This window comes from Ottowia cancrivicina (assembly GCF_029813755.1).
In the GTDB taxonomy this organism is placed as follows: Bacteria; Pseudomonadota; Gammaproteobacteria; order Burkholderiales; family Burkholderiaceae_C; genus Ottowia; species Ottowia massiliensis.
In genome coordinates this window covers 1-15,996 of sequence record NZ_JARVII010000039.1, presented here as the reverse complement: position 1 = coordinate 15,996, position 15,996 = coordinate 1, and the positions used below count along the sequence as shown (strand labels likewise).

At 66.4% G+C, this 15,996-nt stretch carries 13 protein-coding genes, 1 tRNA gene and 1 pseudogene; 5 read left to right on the top strand and 10 right to left on the bottom strand.

The features are described 5' to 3' along the window. Both QB898_RS12460 and QB898_RS12455 read right to left on the bottom strand, forming a co-directional pair. The coding region (locus QB898_RS12460; RefSeq protein WP_279525210.1) for an Ig domain-containing protein at positions 1 to 2,733 on the bottom strand (2,733 nt) is incomplete at its 3' end. Between the two features lie 276 nt (positions 2,734 to 3,009). Further along, positions 3,010 to 4,506, bottom strand: coding sequence for a helicase HerA-like C-terminal domain-containing protein (locus QB898_RS12455; RefSeq protein WP_050714862.1), 1,497 nt, complete (start codon positions 4,504 to 4,506; stop codon positions 3,010 to 3,012). Between the two features lie 113 nt (positions 4,507 to 4,619). Here QB898_RS12455 and QB898_RS12450 point away from each other — a divergent pair, with 113 nt between their 5' ends. The 4 genes from QB898_RS12450 to purD all read left to right on the top strand — a co-directional run bounded on the left by QB898_RS12450 (position 4,620) and on the right by purD (position 7,592). After that, a complete protein-coding gene (locus QB898_RS12450; RefSeq protein ID WP_050714861.1) occupies positions 4,620 to 5,345 on the top strand; it encodes a YebC/PmpR family DNA-binding transcriptional regulator in 726 nt (241 codons plus the stop codon). Between the two features lie 104 nt (positions 5,346 to 5,449). After that, a complete protein-coding gene (locus tag QB898_RS12445; RefSeq protein WP_279525209.1) occupies positions 5,450 to 6,007 on the top strand; it encodes a hypothetical protein in 558 nt (185 codons plus the stop codon). Further along, complete coding sequence (locus tag QB898_RS12440) at positions 6,004 to 6,291, top strand: hypothetical protein (protein WP_102283826.1); 288 nt, start codon at positions 6,004 to 6,006, stop codon at positions 6,289 to 6,291. The genes QB898_RS12445 and QB898_RS12440 overlap by 4 nt, the downstream gene beginning before the upstream one ends. After that, the gene (gene purD, locus QB898_RS12435; protein WP_279525208.1) at positions 6,288 to 7,592 is read left to right on the top strand and encodes a phosphoribosylamine--glycine ligase; all 1,305 of its coding nucleotides are present in this window, start codon (positions 6,288 to 6,290) and stop codon (positions 7,590 to 7,592) included. Before QB898_RS12440 ends, purD begins: the two co-directional genes overlap by 4 nt. Positions 7,593 to 7,861: 269 nt before the next feature. Here the strand turns inward: purD and QB898_RS12430 are convergent, their stop codons facing one another. The 5 genes from QB898_RS12430 to efp all read right to left on the bottom strand — a co-directional run bounded on the left by QB898_RS12430 (position 7,862) and on the right by efp (position 12,051). Then, complete coding sequence (locus QB898_RS12430) at positions 7,862 to 8,881, bottom strand: L,D-transpeptidase family protein (protein WP_279525207.1); 1,020 nt, start codon at positions 8,879 to 8,881, stop codon at positions 7,862 to 7,864. 2 nt (positions 8,882 to 8,883) lie between these two features. Next, positions 8,884 to 10,317 (bottom strand): bifunctional UDP-N-acetylglucosamine diphosphorylase/glucosamine-1-phosphate N-acetyltransferase GlmU, encoded by a 1,434-nt coding sequence (glmU, locus tag QB898_RS12425; RefSeq protein ID WP_279525206.1) that lies wholly within the window; start codon positions 10,315 to 10,317, stop codon positions 8,884 to 8,886. A gap of 71 nt (positions 10,318 to 10,388) precedes the next feature. Continuing rightward, positions 10,389 to 10,465: transfer RNA gene (locus QB898_RS12420), tRNA-Pro, on the bottom strand. A gap of 44 nt (positions 10,466 to 10,509) precedes the next feature. Continuing rightward, positions 10,510 to 11,364, bottom strand: a complete 855-nt coding sequence (locus QB898_RS12415; protein ID WP_279525205.1) for an LOG family protein — start codon at positions 11,362 to 11,364, stop codon at positions 10,510 to 10,512. A gap of 132 nt (positions 11,365 to 11,496) precedes the next feature. After that, a complete protein-coding gene (gene efp / locus QB898_RS12410; RefSeq protein WP_050714855.1) occupies positions 11,497 to 12,051 on the bottom strand; it encodes an elongation factor P in 555 nt (184 codons plus the stop codon). 222 nt (positions 12,052 to 12,273) lie between these two features. Between efp and QB898_RS12405 the strand changes: the two genes are divergently transcribed. Then, complete coding sequence (locus QB898_RS12405; protein WP_102283829.1) at positions 12,274 to 13,290, top strand: cell division protein ZipA C-terminal FtsZ-binding domain-containing protein; 1,017 nt, start codon at positions 12,274 to 12,276, stop codon at positions 13,288 to 13,290. A gap of 309 nt (positions 13,291 to 13,599) precedes the next feature. Here QB898_RS12405 and QB898_RS12400 read toward each other — a convergent pair whose 3' ends face one another. The 3 genes and pseudogenes from QB898_RS12400 to QB898_RS12390 all read right to left on the bottom strand — a co-directional run. Beyond that, on the bottom strand, positions 13,600 to 13,881 hold the full coding sequence (locus QB898_RS12400; protein ID WP_050714849.1) for a BTH_I0359 family protein: 282 nt from the start codon (positions 13,879 to 13,881) through the stop codon (positions 13,600 to 13,602). A gap of 134 nt (positions 13,882 to 14,015) precedes the next feature. Further along, the gene (locus QB898_RS12395) at positions 14,016 to 15,236 is read right to left on the bottom strand and encodes a hypothetical protein (RefSeq protein ID WP_279525204.1); all 1,221 of its coding nucleotides are present in this window, start codon (positions 15,234 to 15,236) and stop codon (positions 14,016 to 14,018) included. Between the two features lie 590 nt (positions 15,237 to 15,826). Continuing rightward, positions 15,827 to 15,996 (bottom strand): annotated as a pseudogene (locus QB898_RS12390) (transposase); the annotation flags it as partial.

Here is a 15,996-nt window from a genome sequence, read left to right as displayed (position 1 = left end):
CGTCCATTGCACGGTGCAGCCATTCAGGCTCATGCCTTGCGGGGCGCGCGTGAGGCTGCACGTCAGCGGCGCGCCTTCAGGGTCGGTGGCTTGCAAGGCGTAGCTGTAGGCGCTGCCCACTTGTGCTTGCGCAGGCGGCGTGCTGGTGATGCGCGGCGGCTGGTTGGCGGGCGGCGTTGGTGTAGGCGTGGGCGTGGGCGTGGGGGTTGGCGTCGGCGTGATGGCGCTGATCACCAGCGTGACGTTCTGCGTGGCGCGCGCGCCCTTGGCGTCTGCCACGGTGAGCATCAGCGGCCAGCGGCCCGGTTTGGGCTGCGGCCAGGTGATGAGACCGCCTGCGGTGATGTTCATGCCTTCGGCTTGTGTGCCCAGGGTGTAGGTGACGGCGTCGCCGTCGGGATCGCTGGCCTGCACCTGGTGGCTCAGACGCTGGCCTTCCTGGCCCGTGGCAGGCAGCATGTTGCTGATGACGGGCGGGCGGTTGCGGCTGTCGCTGATTTGCAGCGCGTAGCTCTGGCTGGCAATCAGCCCCGTGCGGTCGGTGGCCGTGAGGGTGACGGCGTATGTACCGGCCAGGCCAGGTTGCGGCCAGGCGATGAGGCCGCTGGCTGCGTCCACGCTCATACCGGCGGGCGATTGGGAAAGGGCGTAGGTGACGGCGTCGCTGCTTGCGTCATCAGGGTCGCTGGCGTGCGCGGCGTAGCGGTAGGGCTGGCCCGTCTGGCCTGCCAGCGGCGGCTGGCTGTCAAAGCGCGGCGGGCGCGTCAGCGGCTGGCCCGGCTGCCATTCGGGCGGGGCAGAGCTGGCGATGGGGGCGGAAGAGCAGGTTTCCTCGCCTTGGTCGTTCAGGGGACGGACGCTGTAGTACCAGGTCTGTCCGACGCTCACGCCTTCATCCAGCCAAGTGCTGTAGCGCGAGGCGGTCTGCCCCAGCCGCTGCCAGGGGCCTTGCGGCAGGGCGGCGCGGTAGATGGCGTAGCCGTGTGCACCGATATCGCTCCAGACAAGCTGCACCTTGCCGGGCTTGGCGCGGGCGCGCAAGTCCGCCAGACAGACGGCCTGCGGGGGCACGCGGGCCGAACCAAAGGCGTCCACATAGACATAGCCGCCATGCGCGCCATGCGCGCAGTCGGCGGCAAGCACACGCACTTCCACGGTGTGGCCCAGGCGGCTGTCAGGCACTGGAATATCCACGTCGATGAAAGGCGTGGCGCGCCAGGTGCGGCCTCCAAGAAGGGTGGTGTGGGTGATGCGCCCGGGCTGGCCTGACCAGGCGAAGTCGTCATAGATGACTTCGTCGGTTGTCACATCCTTGAGCTGCACATGAAAGTAGGGCTGCGCCGCAGGCGGGTGGCTGGGGTCTTCCAGCACGGCGGCGTAGGCAAAGCGCACGTGCAGTTTGCCGTCTTGCGGGTCGCGGTCGGCGGCGGTGATAACGGCGCTTTGATTCAGGGCGTTGATGTGCCGCCCGCCCAGCTCGTCATTGACCTTGGCCGTGTAGTGGCCCGCGCGCGGCAAGTCCAGGTGCGGCGCGCGCGGATCAAACGTAGCGCCCAAAACGCCGCCCAGCCGCTGGCCGCCCGCGACGATGACAATGCTGCTGGCGCTGTAAGGCTGACTGCCCCGCAGGCCGGAATTGATGCCGTGGCTGCTTTGCCAGCCGCTGGTATCGCCTGTCTCGAAGCCGCCGTTGTCAAACAGGGCGTGAGCAGGCTGCACGGGTGCGAGCCAGCCCGTCAGCAAAACAGCGGCGCAAACCAGCGCAGGCAGCACCGCCAGCAGGCGGCGGACAGAACCGGCTTGACGGCTGTCTTGCTTGCGCCGCCGGCTGCGGCCCAAGCCGCCAAAGCGCCCATAGCACGCGCCCAGCAGCAGCGACAGTGCGCCCAGCGCAAGACCGCCGGGGCCAGGCACAGCGTACAGGCCCGCTGGCGCCGGGCCTGGGCCAGGCGTCGGCGTCGGCGTCGGAGTCGGAGTCGGAGTCGGAGTCGGAGTCGGCGTATTTGTTTGCAGCTTGGCGCGCAAGTCAAAACTCAGGCTCTGGCCGCTGGCCGCGTCGGTTTGCAGCAGGCTGGCATCAGCCACAGCCGCCGGAGTCAGCGTGGCGGTGACGCTCAGGCGCTGGCCGGGCTGCCATTCGGGCACAGGCAGCGATAGCGCCAGGGCGGCATCGTCAGGGGCGCTGGCGCTCAAAGCGCTTTGGTTGCCCAGCTGCCCCGTGGCGGCGCGCGCGAGCAAATCGCCCGTGTGGTAGCCCGGCTCGGCCGCCTCCCAGCGATCGGCGCGGATTTGTCCGGCTGGCGTGCCCAGGCCTGTTGGCTGCCGGGCGGTTTCGTTGAAGAAGGTGTTTTGTGCCGCTTCAATGTCGGCATCGGCCAGCGCCGTCAGGCGCAGGCCGCGTATGGGCTGGCCGCTGGTATTGACCAGCTCCCAGGTCCAGGCCGTACCGCCTTGCGGCGCGCTCTGGCGCTGCCAGGTGGCGGCAATACCCAGAGCGTTCAGGTTCAGCGCTGTCTGCGCTGCGCCTTCGGCCGTGTGCGCTGCCTGCTGGCCGCCCAGGCTGGCAAACAGGGTCAGCCGCTCCACGCTCACGGGCGCCGTCTGCGCTTGTGCCGCCACGCCCGCCGCCAGCAGCGCCAGCGCCGCCAGCCCGCCACGGGCGGCGCCCGCTTCTTGACGCAGCTTGCTTTGCGGCACGCACTGGCGCAAATGTGCAGTTTCACCTTGTTTCATCATCAACCCTGAGCAGAAATATTTGTGGACAACCGTAGCAACCAATTTACCCTGCCTGCAATGCCCCACCAAAACACGGGGATATAGGCCCCTCAGAAAGACAGGCGATGTGCCTTTGGTTGAATAAAGCCCGCTCCGCATCGAAAAGCGGAGCAAGTTTAAGGTCTTAAAAACGGATCTTGCGCAGCATCCACTAGGACCTATTGCTATCGTTTGAGGAGCGAAATACAAGCAAGACGCAAGCGCCTGCCAAGCATGCCGCCCGGCTCCGGCCCCTCACTTGCGGCCCATCATGCTGCCCAGCACGCCGCGCAGGATTTGGCGGCCCAGGTTGTTGCCGACGGTGCGGGTGGTGGATTTGATGAGGGTTTGCACCAGACCGTCGTGTTTGCCGCCGCGCGGGCCGGTGGTGCCAAAGAGCAGGTCGCGCGCCATGCCCATCAGGCCGCCGCCGGCCTGGCCGTCTGCTGCGCCGCCTGCCGCTGCTGCCGTCTGGCCTGCGCGGGCCTTGAGCACTTCGTAGGCGGATTCGCGGTCTACGGCTTTTTCGTAGTGGCCGGCGACCAGGGAGTTTTGCAGCAGCGCCTGGCGTTCGGCTTCGGTGGCAGGGCCGATGCGGCTGGCGGGCGGGATGACGAAGGCGCGCTGGGTGATGCCGGGGCGGCCTTTTTCATCGAGCAGGCTGATGAGCGCTTCGCCTACGGCCAGGCTGGTGATGGCGCTTTCCACGTCAAGCGCGGGGTTGGCGCGCATGGTTTGCGCGGTGGCCTTGACGGCTTTCTGGTCGCGCGGGGTGAAGGCGCGCAGGGCGTGCTGCACGCGGTTGCCCAGCTGGGCGAGCACGGTGTCGGGCACGTCCATCGGGTTTTGGGTGACGAAGTACACGCCCACGCCTTTGCTGCGCACCAGGCGCACGACGAGTTCTATGCGCTCCAGCAGGGCTTTGGGCGCGTCGGCAAAGAGCAGGTGGGCTTCGTCGAAGAAGAAGACCATCTTCGGTTTTTCGGGGTCGCCTATTTCGGGCAGGCGCTCGAACAGCTCGGAGAGCAGCCACAGCAAGAAGGTGGCGTACAGGCGCGGGGCCTGCATGAGTTTGTCGGCGATGAGGATATTGACGATGCCCTGGCCGCCTTCTGCGGTTTGCATCATGTCGTCGATGTCGAGCATGGGTTCGCCGAAGAAGCCGTCGCCGCCCTGGCTTTCGATCTGGAGCAGCGCGCGCTGGATGGCGCCGATGCTGGCGCTGCTGATGTTGCCGTAGGCGGTGGTGAACTGTTTGGCGTTGTCGCCCACGTGCTGGAGCATGGCGCGCAGGTCTTTGGCGTCGAGCAGGAGCAGGCCGCTGTCGTCGGCAATCTTGAAGACGATGTTGAGCACGCCCGCTTGCGTGTCGTTCAGGCCCAGCATGCGGCCCAGCAGCAGCGGCCCCATGTCTGAAATGGTGGCGCGCACGGGGTGGCCTTGCGCGCCGAACACGTCCCAGAGCGTGACGGGGCAGGCGCGCCCTTCCGGCACGGGCAGGCCGCGCTCTTCAAGGGTGGCGGCCAGCTTGCCTTCGATATGGCCGCTTTGGCTGATGCCGGTGAGATCGCCCTTCACATCGGCCAGGAACACGGGCACGCCCATGTGGCTGAACGATTCGGCCAGTTTTTGCAGCGTGACGGTTTTGCCCGTGCCAGTGGCGCCGGTGATCAGGCCGTGGCGGTTGGCCATGCCGGGCAGCAGAAAACACGATTCGCCGCCGTGCCGGGCAAGCAGGATGGGATCGGCCATGAAAAGGGTTCCTTCCGAGGGGTGAAAGAGGGAAAAAGGCCCGTGAAAAGTGGGCGAAACGTAGAATCAGCGCGGATTTTCATGGATTCTTTTGACTGCGAAGGACTTGGTTTATGGCTGGCCACAGCAAATGGGCAAATATTCAGCACCGCAAGGGGCGGCAGGACGAAAAACGCCAGCGCGTGTGGACGCGCGTGGTGCGCGAAATCATGGTGGCCGCGCGCACGGGCGGGGGCGATCCGAATGCCAATCCGCGCCTGCGCCTGGCCATAGACAAGGCCAAGGCAGCCAACATGCCTGCCGACACCATCAAGCGCAACATTGACAAGGCCACGGGCAACCTTGAAGGCGTGAGCTACGAGGAAATCCGCTACGAGGGCTACGGCATCGGCGGCGCGGCCATCATCGTGGACGCCATGACCGACAACCGCGTGCGCACCGTGGCCGATGTGCGCCATGTTTTTTCCAAGTACGGCGGCAACATGGGTTCCGAAGGTTCGGTGGCCTTTCAGTTCAAGCACTGCGGCCAGCTCATCTTCGCGCCCGGCACGAGCGAGGAAAAGGTGATGGAGGCCGCGCTGGAAGCAGGCGCTGAAGACGTGATCACCGGCGAAGACGGCGCCATTGAAGTCATCACCGCCCCCGGCGACTTTGAAGCCGTGAAAAACGCGCTGGAAGCCGCCGGCCTCAAGCCCGAAATTGCCGAAGTGACCATGCGCGCCGAAAACACCATTGAGCTGGGCGGCGAAGAGGCCGCCAAGATGCAAAAGCTGCTGGACATGCTGGAAGACCTGGACGACGTGCAAGACGTGTTCCACAACGCCGAGCTGGACTTTTGAACACGCTCTTTGGTTCTTTTTTGCTCCTGATTCAATAGCTTGAGGTCCCCGTCAATCCAGCGGCCAACGCCTTTTCACACCCCCTGAATTTGCTCCTTTTTTCAATGTCAGACCGCCCGCCCGCCCCTCACGCCAGCGCCCGCACACAAGCCGCCTGCACTCTGGCTGCGCCGTTGCTGGCCGCGCTGTGGCTGGCCGCAGGCAGCGCCCAGGCCGCCAGCGGCGCGGGTGCGGCAGGCAAGGCGCTGGATGCACTGCTGGCCCAGGGCAACCTGGCGTTTGACAACCTCGCCGCCGCCTGCCAGACGGCCGCGCCCGGCATGGCCTCCACCTGGCAGGCGCAAGCGCCCGCCGTGCGGCAAAAGCTCACGCAGGCCGCGCACATGGCCTTTGTGAACGTGCCTGAACTCCAGCGCCCCTTGAGCCGCTCGCCGCATGACGAAACGCGCCAGACGCTCCAGCGCGCCGCCAGCCAGATGAAGCAGGCCGCTCCGCTGGCGCTCGTCACGGGCCAGCCGTTTTGCCAGTCCATGCTCAATCAGGTGCAGCAGGCCGACGTGGCGGCGCTGGCGCGCCACATGCGGCAAAACTACGAGCGCATCCGCCAGCAGGTGCGCGCCCAGTTGCTGCCCCACAAGCGAAGAAAGGCTGCTTCCTCATGACTCCCGCCCGCTCCGCTGCCACTGCCGCCGCCAGCGCCGCAAGCCTCGCGGCGCTGGCCGTCCTGCTGCTGACTGCCTGCGGCGGCGACGTATCGTGGTGCGGCAGCAGCGGGCGCGATGGCGGGCACGTTGCCATTGGCTACAACACCGACCCGCCCCACTGCCCGCAGCCCAGGCGCGAAGAAGTCAAAGAAGCCAGCCTGGCTGCGCTGACGGCGGGCCTGCGCATCTCCGCCGCCCCCCTTTCTCCCACACCCGAACCCACCTCCGAATCCGCTCCATGAAAGTTCTCGTTATTGGCTCCGGCGGCCGCGAACACGCGCTGGCCTGGCGGCTGGCCCGCTCGCCCAAAGTGCAACAGGTCTATGTGGCCCCCGGCAACGGCGGCACCGCCAGCGCGCCGGAGCTGAAAAACGTGCCCATCACCAATCTGGCCGAACTGCGCGAATGGGCGCAGGCCGAAAAAATCGGCCTCACGGTCGTTGGCCCCGAGCAGCCCCTGGCCGCCGGCGTGGTGGATGACTTCCGCGCCCACGGCCTGCGCATCTTCGGCCCCACCAAAGCCGCCGCGCAGCTGGAAAGCTCCAAGGCTTTCAGCAAGGACTTCATGCAGCGCCACGGCATTCCCACCGCCGCCTACGAGACTTTCACGGATGCCGCCGCCGCCCGCGCCTACGTTGAAAAAACGGGCGCGCCCATCGTCGTCAAGGCCGACGGCCTGGCTGCGGGCAAAGGCGTGGTCGTGGCCGCCACCAAGGAAGAAGCCTTTGCCGCCATTGACGACATGCTCGGCGGCAACACCCTCGGCGTGGCGCACAACGCGGGCGCTGACGGCCAGGCCGTGCCCCGCGTGGTCATCGAAGAATGCCTGCAAGGCGAAGAAGCCAGCTTCATCGTTTTGTGCGACGGCAAAAACGTCATCCCCTTGGCCACCAGCCAGGATCACAAGCGCCTGAAAGATGGCGACCAAGGCCCCAACACCGGCGGCATGGGCGCGTATTCGCCCGCCCCCGTCGTCACGCCCGACGTGCACGCCCGCGCCATGCGCGACATCATCCTGCCCACCGTGCGCGGCATGGACAAGGACGGCATCTCCTACACCGGCTTTCTGTATGCCGGCCTGATGATCGACGCGCAAGGCCGCCCCAAAACGCTGGAATTCAACTGCCGCATGGGCGACCCCGAAACCCAGCCCATCATGCTGCGCCTCAAATCCGACCTGCTTGAAGTGCTGCTGGCCGCCACCTCCGGCAAGCTGGGCGAAGTGCAGCTCGAATGGGACCGCCGCCCGGCCCTGGGCGTGGTGATGGCCGCCGCCGGCTACCCGCTTGCGCCCAAGAAGGGCGACCTCATCACCGGCCTGCCCAAGCCGCAGGACGACGCCGTCGTCTTCCACGCCGGCACCACGCTGGACGAGAGCGGCCAGATCAAAACCTCCGGCGGCCGCGTGCTCTGCGCCACCGCCCTGGCCGACTCCCTCAAGCAAGCCCAGGCCCGCGCCTACGACCTGGCCCGCGCCATCCACTTCGACGGCGCGCAATACCGCCGCGACATCGGCTACCGCGCCCTCAAGTCCGGCAGCTGACCCGTGCCAGCCGCGCGCTGCCAGTCTTGGAATCTGAAGCGGCGTGGCCTCGCAACAGAGTCATGACGGCCTTGAAAAAGGCCGTTTTTTGCGAGGCCGGAAGCCCGTGCGGGCCTGCCAGAAAGCAACAAAAACAGGAGCGAATTCAGGGCGTCAAAAATGCCGCTTCGCGCAATATCCACTAGGACATCATGCTATGAATGAAGGAGCGAAAATGGTGCACTGCGCCCGGCTCTCCATGCATTCCCGGCCGCTCCTTGCGCAGGCATTCAAAGCTTCCAGGCGGCCAGGTGCAGATCGCCCACGGCGGGTAGGTCGCTGAGAACAAGGGTGCTGCCGGGCGTGATGCGCGCGCGCAGGCGCTGGCTGAAGGCGGCGTCAGACGGCAGCACGGTCTGCCACAGGGTGGCGTCAGCCGCATTGCCGCTCTGGCCGGGCGCTTGCCAGTGGCCTGGGGGCTGCCATCTCAAGGGCGCGGCAGCGAGCGGCAGAGCTTGCTGGCGCGCGCCGGGCGGCAGGGGCGCGGCGGCGGCCACCTGGCCCGCCTCCAGCACGAACAGGCGCTGCTGGGGCAGGCTGGCGAGCAGCGCCAGGGGCGGAGCGGCCAGGCTGGCGGGCGCGCCTGTCAAAAGGCTGGCGGAAACCGGGCTGGCGGAAACCGGGCTGGCGGAAACCGGCGCCGCGCTGGCGGCGGCTTCTCTCCACCACGCCGTGGCGGCGAGCATTTCAGGCTGTAGCAGCGGGCGGCCCAGCGGGTCGATGGGGGCCAGGGTGGTGAAGGCGTCGGCAGGCTGGTTGAGCACGGCCACGGTGTCGCCCAGCGAGAGCGCGCCGAAAAGCTGCGGCGCGAAGCTGGCGGGCAGGCGGATGCAGCCGTGCGAGGCGGGAAAGCCCGGCAGCGCGCCGGAGTGAAAGGCGATGCCGCTCCAGGTCAGCCGCACCATCCACGGCATGGGGGCGTTGCCGTAGGTGCTGGAGCGGTGAAAGCGCCGCTTTTCCAGCACCTGAAAGCGCCCGGTGGGCGTGCCATAGCCGCGCTTGCCCGTGCTCACGCTGGTGTAGCCAATGGCGATGCCGTTGCGGTAAATCTGCGCATGCTGCGTGTACAGATTGACAACGGCGACCACAGGACCGGCGGGCGAGAGTTCCGGCAGCCAGAAAGACCGGCCCGGCGCGATGGGGTAGGCGCTGCGGCGTTTGCGCTGGCTGCGGGCTTGCGCGCGCGCCAACGGAGCGGCGGCCAGCGCGAACGCGGCGGCTTGCAACCAGCGGCGGCGGGGCAGCGGCATGGTCAGCCTTTGGACGGCTTGGCGGGGCGCTGCCAGCCGGGCAGGCTGCTTTGGCGGCCGCGCGCAATGGCCAGCGCGCCGGGGGCGGTGTCTTGGGTGATGACCGAGCCGGCCGCCACGGTGCCGCCCGCGCCCAGGGTGACGGGGGCCACGAGCACGCAGTTGCTGCCCACATGCACGTCTGCCCCGATGGTGGTGCGGTGCTTGCGGGCGCCGTCGTAATTGGCGGTGATGCTGCCTGCGCCGTAGTTCACGCGCTCGCCCACGGTGGCGTCGCCCAGATAGGCCAGGTGGTTGGCCTTGGCGCCCGGGGCGAGAGTGGAATTCTTGACTTCGACGAAGTTGCCAATGTGCACGTCAGCGCCCAGCTGCGCGCCGGGGCGCAGGCGGGCGTAGGGGCCGATGAGCGCGCCAGCGCCCACGCGCACGCCTTGCGGCGCGCCGCCGTCAATGTGGGTGAAGGGGTGAATGCGCGCGCCCGCTTCGATGCAGGCATTGGCGATGACGCAGTGCGCGCCGATGCGCACGCCGTCGCCCAGGCTGACATGGCCTTCAAACAGGCAGCCGATGTCGATTTCCACGTCTTGCCCGCATTCGAGCGTGCCGCGCACGTCCAGGCGGGCGGGGTCGGCCAGGCGCACGCCTTGCGCCATCAGGGCATCGGCCATGCGGCGCTGGGCTTCGCGCTCCAGCGCGGCCAGCTGGGCGGGGCTGTTGACGCCCGCCACCTGGGCGGCATCTGCCGTTTTGAGGGCCGTAACGGCTTCGCCCGCCGCCACGGCGTGGCGCACCACGTCGGTCAGATAGAACTCCTGCTGGGCGTTGTCGCTGGACAGCAGCGGCAGCAGGCGGCGCAGCAGGGCCGTGGGCGCGGCCATGATGCCGCTGTAGCACTCGCGCACGGCCAGCTGGGCGGGCGTGGCGTCTTTTTGCTCCACGATGGCCTGCACGCTTTCGCCGCTGCGGATGACGCGGCCATAGCCCGTGGGGTCTTCAAAGTCAATGGTGAGCAGCGCCAGCCGCCGGCCGCCGCACGCCTGGGCCAGCGCGCCCAGCGTGGCGGGCTGAATCAGCGGCACATCGCCCGAGAGAATGAGGGTGATGCCGCCGTCATCCAGCAAGGGCAGGGCCTGCTGCGCGGCATGCCCCGTGCCCAGCTGCGGCTGCTGCAAGGCGGTGAGGCACTGCATGGCGCCCGCCCGCTGGTTTGCCTGCGCGCTGGCCTGCGCGTGCCATTCGGCGCAAACGGCTTGCACTTCTTGCGCGCCATGCCCCGTGACCACCACGCAGCGGCGCGCGCCCAGCTGCGCGGCTGCGTCCAGCACATGCCCCAGCATGGGCCGCCCGGCCAGGCGCTGGAGCACTTTGGGCAGGCGGCTTTTCATGCGCGTGCCCTTGCCCGCAGCCAAAACGATGATGTCAAGCGGTGTCGTCATTTGCAAAATGCATCAAAAGGGGCGAAAAAAAGCCGCCAAGCGCATGGCTTTGGCGGCTTTGGGTGTGGGGATGGTCGGCGTGGCGGGATTCGAACTCGCGACCCCTTGCACCCCATGCAAGTGCGCTACCAGGCTGCGCTACACGCCGAACAAGCCGCGAAGTATAGCCTGAAATAGCCGGTTGAAGCTGGCCTAGAGGTTGTAGAAACGCCTGATCTGGTTCCAGGCTTCCTGGGCCTCGTCCACGGTGCAAAACAGCTCCAGGTCTTCGGGCGAGATGGCGCCTTCTTCGGCCAGCACGTCCAGGTGCAGCAGGCGGCTCCAGTAGTCGCTGCCAAACAGAATGATGGGCACGGGCTGGGCCTTGCGCGTTTGCACGAGGGTGAGCACTTCAAACAGCTCGTCCAGCGTGCCAAAGCCGCCCGGAAAGGCCACCAGCGCCTTGGCACGCATCATGAAATGCATCTTGCGCAAGGCGAAGTAGTGGAACTTGAAGGCCAGATGCGGCGAAACATAGGGGTTGGTCGATTGCTCGTGCGGCAGCGTGATGTTCAGCCCCACCGAAGGCGCGCCCACGTCGTGCGCGCCACGGTTGGCCGCTTCCATCACGCCGGGGCCGCCGCCCGTGCAGATGTAAAAGCGCTCGCCGGGCGGCTGCGTCAGGCCGTAGCGCGCGACGAGACGGCCAAACTCGCGCGACTGTTCGTAGTAGCGCGAAGTGCGCACGGCGCGCTCGGCCAGCGTGATGGCCTGGGCATCGCCCTTCTCGCGTGCGGCTTGCAGGCGGCGGGCGGCTTCGTCCGGCGGCAGAAAACGCGCGCTGCCAAACACGACGATGGTGTGATGCACGTGCGCCTGCTGCATGCCCAGATCGGGTTTGAGCATTTCAAGCTGAAAGCGGATACCGCGCGCCTCGCGGCGCGAGAGAAATTCGGGGTCGTCAAAAGCCAGGCGGTAGGCCTCGGCCTTGAGCAGATCGTCTTCCGGCAAGGAAGCAATGGCGTTTGAGTGGCGCAAGGCGTCTCTGAGGTTTGGTGTGGATTGCATGGGCAGCGATGGTAAGGGCGCGTCTGCGCGCTGATCGGGCAGCAAAGCGGCCATGCCACCGGCAAGAAAAAAGCCCCTTGCTTTCAGCGGCAAGGGGCTTGGCAAGCGGCGCAAAAGCAGCGCGCAGGCAGCTTACACGCGCTTGCGGTATTCGCCCGTGCGGGTGTCGATTTCAATCTTGTCGCCCTGGTTCACGAACAGCGGCACGGCCACTTCAAAGCCGGTTGCAATCTTGGCGGGCTTGAGCACCTTGCCGGAGGTGTCGCCCTTGACGCCAGGCTCCGTCCAGGTGATTTCGCGCACCACGGTGGTGGGCAGCTCCACGGCAATGGCCTTGCCGTCGTAGAACTCCACTTCGCAGGACATGCCGTCTTCCAGGTAGTTCAGCGCGTCGCCCATGTTTTCGGCTTCCACTTCGTACTGGTTGAACTCGCCATCCATGAAAACGTACATGGGATCGGCGAAGTAGGAATAGGTGCATTCCTTGTGGTCGAGAATGACCTGCTCCATCTTGTCGTCAGCCTTGAACACGACTTCGGCGCCCATGTTGCCCAGCAGGGCCTTGAGCTTCATGCGCACCGTGGCCGCGCCACGGCCGCCCCGGGCATATTCGGTCTTGAGGACGATCATCGGATCTTTGCCGTGCATGATGACGTTGCCGGCGCGGATTTCCTGGGCGATTTTCATAGTGAGGCTTTCCAGAGAACGGGCAGGCTTGAACAATGATCCGCCTGCAAACGAACAAAGCCCGCCTGCTAGGCGCGGGCGGGCGGGAAGAAGAAAACGCGCGATTCTAGCCTTGCCGGCCCGTCCTGCCAAACCGCCCCGTCTGCCGCGCTGCATGATGGAAGATGGCGGCGGCAGGCCCGCCCCTAGAATCCGGAAACATCCTCAAGCATTTGAAACCCCATGGACTCTTTGCAAGCTGGGCTGGCCCTTGCGGGCGGCGCGATATTGCTGGGCATCATCGCCTACAACGCCTGGGTGGTGCGCCGCAACACGCCCCGGCAGGCCGAGCGGCTGGAGCCTGAGGGGCCGCCAGAAAGCGGCGAAGCCGCCGACCCCGCGCTGGATGCCGCCAGCCTGCCCGCCGCGCCCCCCGTGCAAGGGCGGCTGGACGAGCGCATCGACAGCATCATTCCAATCGCGCTGGACGCGCCCGTGAGCGGCGAAGAACTCATGGCCCGCCTGCCCGCCACGCACCGCATTGGCAGCAAGCCTTTTGCGATCGAAGCGCACCATCGCATGACCGGCAAGTGGGAGCCGCCCCAGCACGGCTGGCTTTATGACGCCTGCCGCGCCGGCGTGCAGCTGGCCAACCGCGCTGGCGCGCTCACGCAGGTGGAATTTTCCGAATTCGTCATCAAGACGCAGGCTTTCGCCGACGCCATCGGCGGCGCGGCCGACAGCCCCGACATGCTGCAAGAAGTGGCCCGCGCCAAGGAACTGGACAAATTCGCTTCCGAACACGACATGCAGCTCGTGCTGGACCTGCGCGCGCGCGCCACGCCGTGGAGCCTGGGCTTCGTGAACCAGCAGGCCGCCAAACTGGGCTTCGTGGCCGGGGCCGTGGCAGGCCGCATGGTGCTGCCTTCGCCCAAGGCGGGCATGCCGCATCTGGTGGAGCTGAGCTACGACCCGCAAATAGCCCTGTCCGACAACAAAGACAACATCCCCCTGCACCAGATCGCCCTGAGCCTGGATGTGCCCCAGGTCGCGCCGGAAGAAAACGCCTTTGACAGCCTGCTGCAAGCCGCCTCGGCGCTGGCGCAAGCCATGGACGGCATCATCACCGACCCCGCAGGCCATGCGCTTTCGGAGCAGGCCATGTCGGAAATCCGCGCGGGCCTGCGCACCTTCTACAAAGCCCTGGTCAAACACAAGCTGCCCGCAGGCTCGCCCGTGGCGCGGCGGCTGTTCAGCTGAGAGCGCGCCCGCAGCCCGCCCGCCAGCGCGAAAAAAGCGAACTGGCATGCGCGTGGCCAGACAGGCGCGGTCAAGCCGGGGCAAGGCGCAAAGCAGGGTACTATTTCGCTCCTCTATCCATAGCATGACGTCCTAGTAGAAACTGCGCGAAGCGCTATTTCGACCGCCTTGAATTTGCTCCTGTTTCTGATGCCTTCCGGCCAGCGCGATCCATTCCGGGCGCCTGTTTCGCCAACCCGCCGCAAGCGCCGCGCGCCCACAAAAAAACGCCTCGGCGAGGCGTTTTTTTGTGGCGGGCGGGCGCCCCGCTCAATGCACGATCACCGGGTTTTGCGCCAGCTCGGCGTAACCCTCCAGCGCATCTTCCACCTCTTCCTGCGTGGGCGTTCTCTCCTGCCAGGCTTCAATGCGCTGCTGGAACATCTCGGCCCACAGCCCGTCCAGATACAGCTCCTTGCCCGAGCGCTTGTCCACAATCTCGAAGCCGTGGCGGGCCAGCCGGGGGGCATCCTCGGGCAGGCTGCCGTCGTGCGGCACGTCTGACAGCAGGTGCAGCACGGCAAAGGATTCAGAGTCATAAAGAGTGCGCATCGTGGTTCCTTGAAACGGTCCGAGTATGGGGCCTTGAACGCCTGTCTGCGGCCAGACAGTGCAGGCAAGGGCCTCTACATGCCCGCTGCGCGGCTGTTTTTCAATGCCCCGCCCGCGCTTGAAGGCGCGGCCGCTCAACCGCCCGCCTTGCCGCTGGCCGCCTTGCGCTCGCTCAGCGGCAGCCAGCCGGCGGGCGCGGTTTCGGGCTGGCCCGCTTCGCGCAGGCGCTGGCGCATGACTTCGGCTTCGGGGCGCAGCAGCGTGGCGCGCAAGTCGTATTTGTCTGTGTAGTTGGGCAGCCAGCCTTCCATCAGCCAGCGGCGCTGGCGCAGCTCTTCCTTCCAGCGGGCCTGTTGCGGCTCGCCTTCGGTGAGCTGAACCAGCAGAGCAAGCGCCACCGTCTGGCGCAGCACGAGGTTGTCCGGCTCGGCGGCCACGCGGGCAGCGATGGTGCGGCACTGCTGCTGGCGCAAGGGCGTGGTAGCGGCGGCAGGCGGCTTGCGGCCAGCCGGGCCGGTTTGTCCGCACATCTGCCGCATCTCCATGACGCCGTGGTAGGGCACGGCGGCCCACAAGCCCACGGCGTAGGTGTCTGAAATGCGCTCCTTTTCGTTCAGGGTCAAGAAGGAATCCGGCAGGAACAGGCTCGCCAGTTCAAGCTGTTTGGGCGGCTCGGGCCAAGCCACGTTCTGAAACGCTTCGTGCAGCAGCGGTCCCAAACGGCGTTCGTAAAAGAGCGCCCTCGGGGCTTCGGCAGCGCGTTGCAGGGCCTGCTCGCGCCCGGCGCTGCCTTCGGGGTGCAGCGCGGCCAGCGCCAGCCAGGGCGCGGCGTTGTCAGGTTCCTGCTGCGCCAGGCGCTCCAGCAGCGCTTGCGGGTCGCAATTGGCCTGAAGGCTGCGGAATTCACCGGGCTGCGCGGCGGCGCCCGGCTTGTCGGCAGGCGTTTTTTTGCCTGCGCACAGGCTTTGCGACAGCCACAGCGCCGCTGGCTCGGCCGGCTGACCTTCGCGCACGGCTTGCAGGTAGAGCTGGCGTTGCTTGTCGCTGTCGCTGGCGGACTGGCTCTGGTCCAGCGGGTCAGCGTCAATGGCGCGCATCACATACATCGCCATGAGCAGGCTGCGCGGGTCGCCGCGCGCGGCCAGCGCATTGGCGTGCTCGCGCAGGGCCTGGGCGGCCTCGCGCGTCCACTGCGCATAGGCCTGCTCCAGCACGCTTTCATCAATGGCGGTGCATTCGGCCGGTTCAGCCGATAGGGCAGGCGCGGCGCAGGCCCCTGCGGCCAGGCTCGCCAGCAGGCCGCCCAGCAGCCAGCGCGCGGCAGATTGAGAAAAAGCAAGGCGGAGAGCGGGCATGGCATTTCCTTTCTTGGGTTTGACCCCGCATTGTGAGATGCGGTCACAGCGCAAGGCAAGCCGGATGCAGCCCGGCTGCCCCGGACGAAGCCCGAAAAGCGCCTGCGCGAAGGCCGCTTCCGCTTTTTGAAACCGCTGGACAAAGAAGCTTATTTGCTCCTTTATAAATAGCAATATGTCCTAGTGAAAACAGCGCAGAAAGGCATTTTTGATGCCTTTAATCTGCTCCTGTTTCTGATGATCTCTAGCAGACAAGTTCGCCCTGAGAGACTGTTCTCAAAACTATCCCAAAAGCCTGGCCACGCGCCGAATGCAAGCAATCTTGACGAATGCTTCGGCTGAAGAGGGCCGTGAGTTCATAGTTCTTGGAGAGCCTTCTCGATTGGTTCAGCTAGGCGAAGGTTCTTTCCACAATTCAGCGCTTGGGGAGCGCCTTGAAGATGCGCTTCTCTTCTGGCAACGCTTGATCATCAGCATGTTCCAGCCAACAGGCTCAGCGCCCATCCAGCTCATCCAATCGGCGTTCCCGTGAGCCGCTATCGACAAAGATGGTCTTCAGATCTTCAAAGTGCATGAACAGCCTGATCAGCAAAGCCCAGGCCCACCCGGTCCTGAATACCTGCTGAATGCACCACCACGGCCAGCAGCAGCCCCATTGTGTCTACGGCTATGTGGCGCTTGCGCCTTTGACTCTTTTGCCTGCGTCATATCCGCGCTGCCCCCTTTTGAGACGGTCTTGACTGATTGAGAGTCGATGATG